Annotated in this window: 7 protein-coding genes; 6 read left to right on the top strand and 1 reads right to left on the bottom strand. The window is 38.6% G+C overall.

What is annotated here, in order from left to right:
- The first annotated feature begins 14 nt into the window (after window positions 1–14).
- Together IQ264_RS07485 and recR are read left to right on the top strand one after the other, a co-directional pair.
- On the top strand, window positions 15–1,532 hold the full coding sequence (locus IQ264_RS07485; protein ID WP_193980115.1) for an MBOAT family O-acyltransferase: 1,518 nt from the start codon (window positions 15–17) through the stop codon (window positions 1,530–1,532).
- Window positions 1,533–1,773: 241 nt separating this feature from the next.
- Window positions 1,774–2,370, top strand: coding sequence for a recombination mediator RecR (gene recR, locus IQ264_RS07480; protein ID WP_193980113.1), 597 nt, complete (start codon window positions 1,774–1,776; stop codon window positions 2,368–2,370).
- A 66-nt stretch (window positions 2,371–2,436) separates the two neighbouring features.
- Here recR and IQ264_RS07475 read toward each other — a convergent pair whose 3' ends face one another.
- Window positions 2,437–3,282, bottom strand: coding sequence for an Npun_R2479 family HD domain-containing metalloprotein (locus IQ264_RS07475; RefSeq protein ID WP_193980111.1), 846 nt, complete (start codon window positions 3,280–3,282; stop codon window positions 2,437–2,439).
- A 400-nt stretch (window positions 3,283–3,682) separates the two neighbouring features.
- On the opposite strand from IQ264_RS07475, the gene IQ264_RS07470 reads away from it, so the two are divergent.
- The 4 genes from IQ264_RS07470 to IQ264_RS07455 all read left to right on the top strand — a co-directional run bounded on the left by IQ264_RS07470 (window position 3,683) and on the right by IQ264_RS07455 (window position 11,775).
- The gene (locus IQ264_RS07470; protein ID WP_193980109.1) at window positions 3,683–5,566 is read left to right on the top strand and encodes an AAA-like domain-containing protein; all 1,884 of its coding nucleotides are present in this window, start codon (window positions 3,683–3,685) and stop codon (window positions 5,564–5,566) included.
- A gap of 101 nt (window positions 5,567–5,667) precedes the next feature.
- The gene (locus IQ264_RS07465) at window positions 5,668–9,120 is read left to right on the top strand and encodes a GAF domain-containing protein (RefSeq protein WP_193980107.1); all 3,453 of its coding nucleotides are present in this window, start codon (window positions 5,668–5,670) and stop codon (window positions 9,118–9,120) included.
- Window positions 9,121–9,281: 161 nt separating this feature from the next.
- Window positions 9,282–9,920 (top strand): NAD(P)H-dependent oxidoreductase, encoded by a 639-nt coding sequence (locus tag IQ264_RS07460; RefSeq protein ID WP_193980105.1) that lies wholly within the window; start codon window positions 9,282–9,284, stop codon window positions 9,918–9,920.
- Window positions 9,910–11,775, top strand: coding sequence for a monovalent cation:proton antiporter-2 (CPA2) family protein (locus IQ264_RS07455; RefSeq protein WP_193980103.1), 1,866 nt, complete (start codon window positions 9,910–9,912; stop codon window positions 11,773–11,775). Before IQ264_RS07460 ends, IQ264_RS07455 begins: the two co-directional genes overlap by 11 nt.
- Window positions 11,776–11,956 lie beyond the last annotated feature (181 nt).

The raw sequence follows: 11,956 nt of genomic DNA, 5'->3' as shown, positions 1-11,956 counted from the left end.
ATCAACTAGAGAGAATGACTTTTGTTTCCCTTTTATACGGTGTATTCCTGTTAGCTGTCCTAGCAATTTACTGGCTAATTCAAAGTCAGTGGTTGCGGTTATGGATACTTTTGTTAGCTAGCGTAATCTTTTATGGTTCTATCCAAATTTATTACATTCCTTTACTTTTTGCGCTGACATTTTTTAACTTTCGCTTGGGATTAATCTTAGGTAAACGTTCCTTATTAAGGTTAAATTCCAAAGATTGGCGATTGTCTAATCAAGAATGGCAAAAAGTACAAGAAAATTGGGATAAGAAACGCTTGCGCTTTTTATGGTTAGGAATTTTCTTGAATGTTTTCTTATTGTTTGGCTTCAAGTATGTACCATTTTTCCTAAATTCGATCGCTTCCCTATTTAACTTACCAGTAATTAAAGAACAAGCAACTTGGCTGAACCTGCAACTAATTGCACCCTTGGGAATTTCCTTTTTCTGTTTTGAATGTATCTCTTATCTAATAGATGTTTATCGCGGTGCACCAGCTACCGGAAATTTCCTCAAATTTTCTACCTACAAACTGTTTTTTCCTAAACTAATTTCTGGGCCGATTACCCGTTATCATCACTTAGCAGCACAATTAAATACTCTACGATTTCCCAGTACCAATCAAATAGTAGAAGGACTTTGGTTAATAGCTTGTGGAGCAGTCAAAAAAGCCTTAATAGCAGATAGAATCGGCATATTAGTTGGGGTCAGCTTTGATAATTTAGAACGGGCTGGTAGCGGGGATTTGTGGTTAGCAACCTTTGCTTATGGATTACAACTGTATCTTGATTTTAGTGGCTACGTTGATATTGCCTTGGGTACAGCTTTGTTACTGGGATTAAACTTACCACAAAACTTCGATTTCCCCTATTTTACTACTAGCATTGCTGAATTTTGGCGACGCTGGCACATTACACTAGGAGATTGGTTGCGGAATTATCTTTACTTTCCCCTTGGAGGTTCTCGACAAGGTTTGGGACGCACCTGTTTTAACTTATTAGTTGTCATGTTAATCGCTGGAATTTGGCATGGTGCAGCTTGGGGTTTTGTCGCTTGGGGCGCATATCACGGCATTGCTTTAGTAATTCACCGCTTAACAGAAACCCTATCTGATAATGTTTCAATCCTGAAAAAATGGTGGCAAACTATTCCCGGTATAGTCCTAGCTTGGGCGATTACTCAATTAATGGTATTTACTTCTTGGATCTTTTTCCGCTTACCTAATTTACAAGATTCTACTTGGGTATTTACTCATTTGTGGGGACACCAAGCTGATGTTCAGTTTGCCCAAAAGGTATACTTAGAAGCGATCGGACTTCAAAGAGAAGAAATCACATTATTACTTTGGGCAATAGTCGGCATCATGGGATTAATTTTTGCCCTGCATCGCCGTTTAAAGCTACAACTAAATTGGCCGATCAAAATTATGTTAGTACCCTTGAGTTTGTATGCAGTTTGGATGCTAGCCCCCAAACAAGGTTTGCCTTATATCTACTTTGACTTCTAAAGAGGGAATTGGGTAATAGGGATTGGGTACTTGGACTCCTCATAAATCAGGTATTCCCCGAATAAAAAGTTTACTTATCACCTTATGCACGAGAAACCAAATCTAAAAATTACCTAATCCCCAGTCCCCAGTCCCCAGTCCTCAGTCCCTAACCCCTATAAGTACGAGAGAACCTAAAGTTGTTAGCATTTGAATGCTGAGGCGAAAATCCTGATTCAGTACTCAGCATTTCTAACTGAAAATGGTATATACACGCCCTTTAGCTCGTTTGATTGAACAATTACAACGTTTACCAGGAGTTGGCCCAAAAACGGCGCAACGCTTGGCTTTACATATTTTGAAACGTTCCGAAGATGAAGTCCAAGCACTTGCCCAAGCTTTAATAGAAGCCAAACAGCAAGTTGGTTTATGTTCCGTTTGTTTTCACTTATCAGCTGAACCAGTTTGCGAAATTTGCCGCAACCCAAATCGTGATAGCAATACTTTTTGTGTAGTCGCCGACTCTCGCGATGTCATTGCTTTAGAAAAAACGCGAGAATTTAGCGGAAAATATCACGTTTTAGGCGGTGTAATTTCCCCAATGGATGGTATTGGCCCCGAACAATTAAATGTTTCTCCATTAGTGAAAAGAGTAAGCCAACAAAAGCCAAAAGAAGTAATTTTAGCAATTACTCCTAGCGTAGAAGGTGAAACAACTACTCTTTATGTAGGTCAATTATTAAAACCTTTTACCAAAGTAACGCGGATTGCTTTTGGTTTGCCAGTAGGTGGAGATTTAGAATATGCAGATGAAATAACATTAGCCCGTGCTTTGGAGGGCAGAAGAGAAATAGATTAGAAATATTAGTAATGGGCAATTTGGGTATTTTTGAGATTTTCTTAAATCTTCAAATCCCATTACTTGTTAATCCTCTTTTTGTTGAGAGTGTTCCATCCGAAATACAGTGGAATATAAGTTAGCCAAAATTTGCTTACCTTGCAAAGTTACGTCGAGAAATTCTAAAGCAGGTTCAATAAAAGGATAAACTACTCCCCAATAAAATTTGGGATAGTTTTTCCGTAAATCATTGGGATTTTTATAACCCAAAGTTTTATTCATTCCGGTTTCTTCAAATTCATAAAACAAAGCACTGATTTTTTGTAAATAGCGGGGGTCACTTAATTGACCAATTAAATCCCCTGCACGAACTAATCCAGGATATTCTTTTGTATCTTGATGGTCTTCATCTTTTGGTACGGGAAAACGAGTTAGTTCAATGTTTTTTTTGATGATGTTGGCATTAATAATTTTGTGTCCACCAAAACGTTCTTGGATAAATAATTTTCCTCGGTCTACGTGATAGTTATTGAGACTTGCGTCAGTACAACCAAATGGTAATGTAATCATCACATCATCTATGCCTGTGGCATATTTTCTTTCTGATGGTTTGTCAGTTCGGCACACACCTTTAACAAATCCAATATCGTGACATAAAAGAGAAATGATGCAATGCAACCAATCTTCACAACTTACTCCACCTTCACGGATATGCTTACCCCAAAGAATTTCCTGCCCTACTAAGGTGACATAGATTGTGTGTTCCACGTTATGATACAAAGCATCGCTGTTGGCAATATTTTCTAGCGCCATGTTAGCTGCCCAGCCGATAATATCGGCGTAGTCAGGGTTCAAACCTCCGTAATTGCGACGGTAGCCAGCTTGTAAGTTTTCTACGAAACCATCGATCATGTATTTTGTAGGATTGTACATAGTTTCCCCCCGGAAATGTTTTGCATTGGCTGCTTTATTAGTATTTTGATAGACTATCCCTGGAAAAAGTGCCAGATTATTATCTGTTTTGTCTTAGGACTCAAAATAAACCATTATTGGGCTTTAATAGTAGTTATAGCAATATTTTAAGAGACATCAAACCAGGAAAGTCCATATCTAAAAAATTTCAGAATATATTTAATTTTTAACTGTTCAGGAAAAGTCTGTACATTTAAATTACTTGAGTGGGAATTATTCAGGAAAACTCTGTAAAACTCAGTAATTTAATATTAATGGACAATTATTATAAATTTTTGTTATACTAATCCTGATTGCTCAGGGTGATGTTAGATTATATAGTTTTAACTAGGCAGCAGCAATAGGAACTTAAGTTAGTTGTATGGAAGTTGAGCAAGCTTTGGAATTTGTTGATAAGTTAGTCTATGATGATGCAGGAAAGTATTTGAATGATTTGGAAAGAAAGGTATTTATTGGTTCTTGGTCAGGACTAACTTATGACAAGATTCATCCTGAAAATCCTGAATATGTGGAAAAGGATGTTGCATATAGGTTATGGAGAAAGTTATCTCAAGTATTAGGTGAAGAAGTAAAGAAAAAAACTTTGCAAGGTGCAATAACTAGAGCATTTAAAGCAAAAAATTCTCAGTTAGAACTAACTGGATCAAGTTTAGAAAATAAGTTTTTTTTGCCAAGTATAGGTGCAGCTAAGACTTTTTTTATTAGTTACCATCATCAGCAACCTGATGCTAATTTAGCAACGGAGTTAGAGCGATCGATCGCACAATTAGGCGGACAATCATACAAGTTTCCTCTCAGTTTTCACAATGCGGTAGAAGTAAATTCTAATTCTTATCAAGCTGAGGCAGATTGGTTTGCTGATATTAATCATAAGTTGCAACAATCCGATTATTTTCTGCTATTGTTATCTCCCGAATCTGCTGTAAGTGAAATGGTGATAGAAATTTTGCGGCGGGTGCGGGAGTTGCGCGATCGCCAGCGAAATCATCAGCTAACATTATTAACTATTCGGGTAAAGTGCCCAGCTAATACTATTTTAAATCATGATTTACGTGGCTATTTAGCCGAAGTCAGACAACGCGAGTGGAATTCTCCTAGTGATACGCCTTATTTACTGGAAGAAATCAATAGTTTATTATCAGGAAAAGTAGTCAAATGGGAGAACTCTAAACCCCCATCTACTTACAAAGTTACGCCTGGAATTCCTTTACCAGTAGCAGAACCAGAAATACCCAGCGGACAAGTGCGCCTAGCTTCAGCTTTTTATGTCGAAAGAGTTCCTTGTGAAAATCAGTGTTATTCAGCTATTTCTCAACCTGGGGCGTTAATTCGGATTAAAGCACCCAGACAAATGGGCAAAACATCTTTAATGGCGAGGCTTTTGTATCATGCAGAAGAAAAATTAAGTTACCGTACAGTTCCCTTGAGTTTTCAGTTAGCAGATACAGAAATTTTTACGGATTTAAATCAACTCTTAAGATGGTTTTGTGCGATAATTTCGCGCAAATTAGGTTTAGCTTCTCAGCTAGATAAGTTCTGGACAGATACTTATGGTAGTAAGGATAATTGCACAATTTATTTTGAAGATTATTTGTTACCAGCAGCTAATAGTGCCTTAGTTTTAGGTTTGGATGAAGTCGATCGCATTTTCCAATACCCAAAAATTGCTGATGATTTTTTTGGGTTACTACGTGCTTGGTTTGAGGAAGCTGGGTATGGCAGTGGTGATAGCAATCTTTGGGGAAAATTGCGTTTAGTAGTAGTACATTCCACTGAAGTTTATATACCTTTAAACGTTAACCAATCCCCGTTTAATGTCGGCTTGCCCATTGAATTGCCGGAGTTTAATTTTAATCAGATACAGGTTTTAATCGATCGACATCAATTAAATTGGCAGACCAATAAGATTGAGCAATTAATGACTTTAGTAGGAGGGCATCCTTATTTAATTAGATTAGCACTTTATCGAATTTCTCAAAACGAAATTACCTTAGAAAAACTCTTAGAAACTGCACCTACAGAGGCGGGTCTTTATAATGACCATTTGCGAAGACATTTATGGAGTTTGCAACAGCATCCAGAATTGGCAGATGCTTTTGCTCAAGTAGTGACGGCGGACACACCCATAGAATTGGAATCTGTGCCAGCATTTAAATTACATAGTATGGGCTTGGTAAAATTTCAGGGAAATCAAGTAATTCCGAGATTTAATTTATACAAACTTTATTTTCGCGACCGCTTATGAACAAGCAATTAAGTATCGATCGATAGTAAACAAAACAGCAAAATTTTCTTGCCTTTTGCCTTCTTACACTAGCGGTGTTCTCTACTCATTAATAAATAATAATGATTACAACACAAAATTCGACTTTCACTTATAAAGTGGGCGGACATTTACCTTTAGATGCACCCAGTTATGTTGTACGACAAGCCGATCGAGAACTTTATGAAGGTTTAAAAGCTGGCGATTTCTGTTATGTTTTGAATTCCCGACAGATGGGTAAAACTAGCTTGAGAGTGCGAACAATGCACAAATTACAAGCAAAAGGTTTCGCCTGTGCAGCAATTGATTTAAATAAAATTGGTAGTCAAGATATTACGCCGGATCAATGGTATGCGGGAATCATGCGGCGGCTATTAACCAGCTTTCAATTAGTAGAAAAAATTAATTTACAAAGTTGGTTGCGCGATCGTGCTTTTCTCACACCTGTCCACCGATTAAGCGAATTCATAGAACAAGTACTTCTAGAATCAGTTAATCAAAAAATTGTTATTTTTATTGATGAAATTGATAGCGTTCTTAACCTCAACTTTCCCACAGATAATTTTTTTGCTTATATTCGTTCTTGTAATGAACCAGACAACCGAATTACTTTTGCTTTACTTGGAGTAGCCACGCCATCGGATTTAATTCAAGACAAAAAAACGACACCTTTTAATATTGGGCGTGCGATTGAATTACATGGCTTTCAATTAGGAGAAATTGGGCCTTTAGCTGAAGGTTTAGCAAATAAAGTGCATCATTCCCAAGCTATATTAAAAGCTGTATTGGATTGGACGGGAGGACAACCATTTCTCACGCAAAAACTGTGTAATTTAATTCATTGTTGGGAAGCTGATATTCCCGCGAATGAAGAAGAAGAGTTTGTCCAACAGTTGGTGCGATCGCGTTTAATTGAAAATTGGGAAGCCGGGGATGAACCACCGCATTTAAGAACGATTAGAGATCGGTTATTGACAATTAGTAAAAGGTCGCGATCGCTATTAAATATTTATCAAAAAGTGTTGCGGGAAGAAGAAGTTATAGCCGATGAAAGTACAGAACAAATAGAATTACGTCTTTCTGGTCTAGTAGTTAAACACCAGGGAAAATTAAAAATTTGTAACCGCATTTATGCAGAGATATTTCACCATATCTGGGTTGGCAAAGCTTTAGCTGAATTACAAGCAGATTTTATCCAAGTTGTTGAAGCTCAAGAGCAAAAATTACTTTCTATGTTAGATGCAATGGAAGGTAAAGCTTTTGAATTTATTCTAAAAGAAATCCTCGGTTCAATCACCAAAAAATTAGGTGAATTAATGAATGCTGAATGCACCAGAATTTTTTTCATTGATGAAGAGAACCAAGAACTTTGGTCAATTACTGCTACAGATAGGTATAGCCAGCAACCAGAATTAGAAATTAATGTTAATCAACAAACTGAAAGTATAGTTAGTAACTTTAAAAAACTGATTAATCAGCCATTTAAATTTGGCGAGGAAAACATTAATATTTTTCCAGATTTAAGTAAAGAAAAAACTTACTATCCCATATACAATAGGCTAGTCATACCACTATTTAATGAACATAAAGATGTAGTTACAGTTGTTCAATTAATTAATAAGCTTAAAGCACATAATAATCCGTGCGCTTCGTTATCAGAAAGAATCGATCGCCAAGGTTTTACTGAAATAGATGAAAAACAATTTGCAGAATATGCACCAAAAATTCGCCAAATTTTGCAAAAGTGCCAATTGTTTTATAAACAAACCCAAAAAGTCCAAGCATTAAAGGCTTTAACAGAAGCTACAGTATCTCTTTCGCAAAGTAGTTTAGACTCAGAAGCTACTTTAACTAGAGTTATGGAAGAGGCAAAAAAGTTGATGAATGCCGATCGCAGCACCCTCTGGCTTTTAGATCAAGAAAAAAATGAACTTTGGACAAAAATTCCCTTTGAAAATGGCGAAATTAAAGAAATTAGAGTGCAGGTTGGACAAGGTTTTGCTGGTAAAGTTGCTCAAACAGCCAAACCTTTAAATATCCCTTTCGATCTTTACAAACACCCCGATTCTGCAACCGCTAAAAACACAGATGAAAAAACTGGATATCGGACTTGTAGTTTACTATGTATGCCAGTTTTTAGCCCAGATGGAGAATTACTTGGTGTTACCCAATTAATTAACAAAAAAAGACTGGGTGAGTTCCCTAAATATAACCCAAATGATTGGCCTCAAGCACCAGAATGTTTTCAAGCTAGTTTCGATTCTCAAGATCAAAAATCGATGAAAACATTTAACGAGCAAGCTGGTGTAGCATTGCATAATGCGAAGAAATTTGAGGCGTTAAAAGAAGAGTTAAAAAATCAGCCGAATAACGTGGTGACGCAAGCTTTAGCTGTACTCACTAGCGTTATGGATATTCAAGGTTGTGATGAAATTATTGATTCCATTTTACGCAGAATTACCTTAAAAATGGGGAGGTCATTAAATGCCGATCGCACTAGCATCTTTTTATTAGATGAAGAAAAGAATGAATTTTGGTCAATTGTTGCTGAATCAGATAGTGACGAATTTCTGGAAATTCGCATTCCCACGAATAAAGGTATTCTTGGTGAAGTAGCAGCCCATAAAAAAGTAATTAATATTCCCTTCGATTTTTATGACGATCCTCGATCGACTACAGCCAAAGAACAAGATAAAAAGAACAATTATCGTACTTATACAATGTTAACTTATCCGCTGTTAAATGAGCAGGGAAATTTAGTGGCAGTAGTGCAATTACTTAATAAATTAAAGTCGGGAATTGCTAAAAGTAAGCCTTTAGCAGAAAAGATTGATCGACAAGGCTTTAATACTGCTGATGAACAACGATTGCTTAAAGATGCTCAAGAAATCAAAATAGTTTTAGAAAGTTTCCGTTCCTATCATAAAACAGCGCGGGGACAACGAGTAGCGGCGGCTTTAATTGCTGCTACACGCACTGTTAGTAACGGTAGCATGGAGATTAAAGAAATTCTGCAAAGGGTAATGGAAGAAGCGAAAAAACTGACTAATGCCGATCGCAGTACCCTCTGGTTATTAGATAATGATGAACGAGAATTATGGACAGAAATCCTCTTTGAAGATGGTTCCTTTAAAGAAATCAAAATTAAAGTGGGACAAGGTTACGCAGGCAAAGTTGCCCAAACCAAAAAACTAATAAATATTCCCTTTGATTTGTACAATCACCCAGACTCAGAAACCGCTCGAAAAACCGATCAACAAACAGGTTATCGTACTTGCAGTTTACTATGTATGCCAGTATTTAACCCTGATGGTGATTTGATTGCTGTCAGCCAATTAATTAACAAAAGAAAAACCGGAGATTTTTCGGAATTCTCACTAGCTTACGATCTAGAAGTACCAAATCAATTTCAAACGAGTTTTGATGAAAGTGATGAAAAATATATGCAAATTTTCAATAATCAAGTGGGAGTAACCCTGCAAAATTCTAAGCTTTTGGAAAAATTGAAAGGTTATTTAGCAGAAAACCATCAATAAAGTGGTTTTAGCGTACTTGTGAAAGATCTAATGAAGAGGTAAGCTCAAGTACATTTTGATAAAATAAGCTCTGTTAAAATATAGCGATCGCGAGCGTTTGGAAAACCTGCTGAATCGTTTTTAGATTGCCATCAACTCTGTCGTATTACTTAATTACATCAATGGGTAAGCCAAACCGTATTTTAATTTTATTCGCTCATCCTGCACTAGAAAAGTCACGCATCAATCGCCAATTGATTAAAGCCGTTCGTGGAATGGACTACATTACAATTCGCGATCTTTATGAGCAATATCCCAACTTTCATATTAACGTGAAGCTTGAGCAAGAACTTTTGCTGGCTCATGATATCATTGTTTTTCAACATCCTTTTTACTGGTATAGCAGCCCTGCGATCCTCAAGGAATGGCAAGATTTAGTGCTTGAACATGACTTTGCTTACGGTAACAATGGCACTGCCTTGCATGGGAAAAAGTTTCTTTCTGCCATTACTACCGGGGGTAGTGAAGAGGCTTACTGCCGACAGGGACATAATTACTTCACCATACGCGAACTTTTGGCTCCCTTTGAGCAAACAGCACGACTTTGTGGGATGGAATATTTGCCACCCTTTGTGATTCATGGAACCCATCAACTCCGGGAAGCGCATCAACTTGCCCGATATGTTGATCACTACCGAAGTGCGATCGCCATGTTCCGCGACAACATGATTGAATGGGAGCAACTACTACAACACAAACATCTCAATCATTACCTTGAGCAAGTAATTAACAAACTGGAGTCACCTCTCCATGTCCAATGAAAACTTTTTCTTTCAAGCTTTTGTCTACCTGGCGGCTGCCGTCATTACAGTGCCAATTTCTAAACGGCTGGGACTGGGTTCTGTCTTGGGATATCTGATTGCTGGAGTCGTAATCGGGCCATTTGGACTGCGCTTAGTAGGGCAAGAAGGTGAGGAAGTCATGCACTTCGCTGAGTTTGGCGTAGTGATGATGTTATTCCTGGTAGGCTTGCAACTTCAGCCGGAGTTGCTGTGGCGGATGCGAGTTCCGATCTTAGGATTAGGCGGGTTGCAGATGATTGCCAACGTTGTCTTGCTGTCAGGGTTAGGCATGATGCTGGGACTATCGTGGCAACCTGCACTGGCGATCGGACTAATCCTACCCCTCTCTTCAACTGCGATCGGTGTGCAAACCCTGACTGAACGGGGACTCATGAAAACAGAAGGAGGACAATCTGCCTTTTCCATCCTCCTATTTCAAGCAGTTGCCGTGATTCCAATTTTGGCATTGTTGCCCCTGCTGAGTACCAATCCAGTCGCAGCTGTGAGCCACACTGCAACATCCAGCAACACCTTAGCAGGTTGGCAACAAACGCTGCTGGTTATGAGTACGGTGGGTGGTATTGTCGTGGGTGGACGATTCTTGATGCGTCCTGTATTTCGCTTTATTGCGATAACTCGCCTGCGGGAGATTTTTACAGCAACGGCACTCCTACTGGTTGTAGGAATCACCCTGGCAATGCAAGCAGTCGGCTTATCTCCAGCCTTGGGAACATTTGTCGCCGGAGTGGTGCTGGCGGAAAGCGAATATCGTCATGAGTTAATGAGCACGGTTGAACCGTTCCAAAGCTTGTTGTTGGGATTATTTTTTCTCTCGGTTGGAGCCAGCATTGATTTCAATTTAATTCTGGGGCAACCTTTGCTAATTTTCGGATTAATTATCGGAGTTTCTCTCCTGAAATCAGGGGTTTTGATCGGGCTAGGAAAGCTATTCAAATTGGATTGGAATCAAAGGATCTTGTTTGCCTTTGCTCTGGTACAAGGTGATGAATTTGCGTTTGTTTTGTTTTCTTTTGCGGCACAAAGTAAGGTACTTTCGGAGAATTTGGCAGGTAGCTTGATTGCTGTTGTTGCACTTTCTATGCTGCTATCGCCGCTGTTTATGATTGCTTACGATCGCCTAGTCGCCCCTCGTTTTATTTCACAATCTGATGAGCGAGAAGCCGATGAAATTGACGATAATGAAAACTCCGTGATTATCGCTGGATTTGGGCGATTTGGTCAAATTGTGGGAAGGTTGTTAATTGCTAATGGCTATCCGATTACTGTTTTAGAGCATAGACCAGCCCAAATCGATCTGTTGCGGCGCTTTGGCTGGAAGGTATTTTATGGGGATGCCTCGCGGATTGAATTGCTCTATGCAGCCGGGGCAGAACAAGCTAAACTCCTGGTTGTCGCGATCGATGATAGCGAGCAAATTCTGGAGATTGTCAAGTTAGCGCGAAAGCACTTTCCTCAGCTGAAGATTTTGGCAAGGGCGATCGATCGTAGCCATGCCTATGAGTTGATTCGCCTGAGAGTTGATGCTATCCAACGGGAAACCTTTGGCTCGGCGTTGGATATGGGCGTTGACGCATTAAAACTATTGGGAGTTCGCTCTTACAAAGCACATCGCGCCGCTCAAACTTTTAAACAGCATGATGAAGAAGCATTATCTGAAATGGCTTTTGTCAAAGACGATCACTCTGCTTTAATGGCACGCTCTCGTCAGTTAACAGAAATGTTAGAGCAAATTTTGCAGTCTGACGAACGAGAAGCTAACCATGAAGTCGATCGAGCTTGGGATATCTTAGCTCAACAAACAGAAACAAACTAATGTTCTAGGAGAACTTTTTATTCTTTTAATAAAAGTCAAACAATTTTAGATTTGGGATTTGGGATTTTAGATTTATAGCAAACGCCAGGGCGGTTAAGCCAGAATGAAGGGCTAGCACCCTTGTTTTTAAAGCTTTTCCCTTCTGCCTTCTGCTTTGTTACTGGCACTTCATTAATTAAGT

The sequence above is a fragment of the [Phormidium] sp. LEGE 05292 genome, from assembly GCF_015207735.1.
Taxonomy (GTDB): domain Bacteria; phylum Cyanobacteriota; class Cyanobacteriia; order Cyanobacteriales; family Aerosakkonemataceae; genus Floridanema.
The sequence above is the reverse complement of the archived record's forward strand: the minus strand, read 5'-3'. Positions and strand labels throughout refer to the sequence as shown.

Bases quoted from the DNA above. Each gene is read 5' to 3' on its own strand.
- IQ264_RS07465 (WP_193980107.1), top strand. From the start codon at position 5,668: ATGATTACAACACAAAATTCGACTTTCACTTATAAAGTGGGCGGACAT.
- IQ264_RS07485 (WP_193980115.1), top strand. From the start codon at position 15: ATGACTTTTGTTTCCCTTTTATACGGTGTATTCCTGTTAGCTGTCCTA.
- recR (WP_193980113.1), top strand. From the start codon at position 1,774: ATGGTATATACACGCCCTTTAGCTCGTTTGATTGAACAATTACAACGT.
- IQ264_RS07455 (WP_193980103.1), top strand. From the start codon at position 9,910: ATGTCCAATGAAAACTTTTTCTTTCAAGCTTTTGTCTACCTGGCGGCT.
- IQ264_RS07475 (WP_193980111.1), bottom strand. From the start codon at position 3,282: ATGTACAATCCTACAAAATACATGATCGATGGTTTCGTAGAAAACTTA.
- IQ264_RS07470 (WP_193980109.1), top strand. From the start codon at position 3,683: ATGGAAGTTGAGCAAGCTTTGGAATTTGTTGATAAGTTAGTCTATGAT.
- IQ264_RS07460 (WP_193980105.1), top strand. From the start codon at position 9,282: ATGGGTAAGCCAAACCGTATTTTAATTTTATTCGCTCATCCTGCACTA.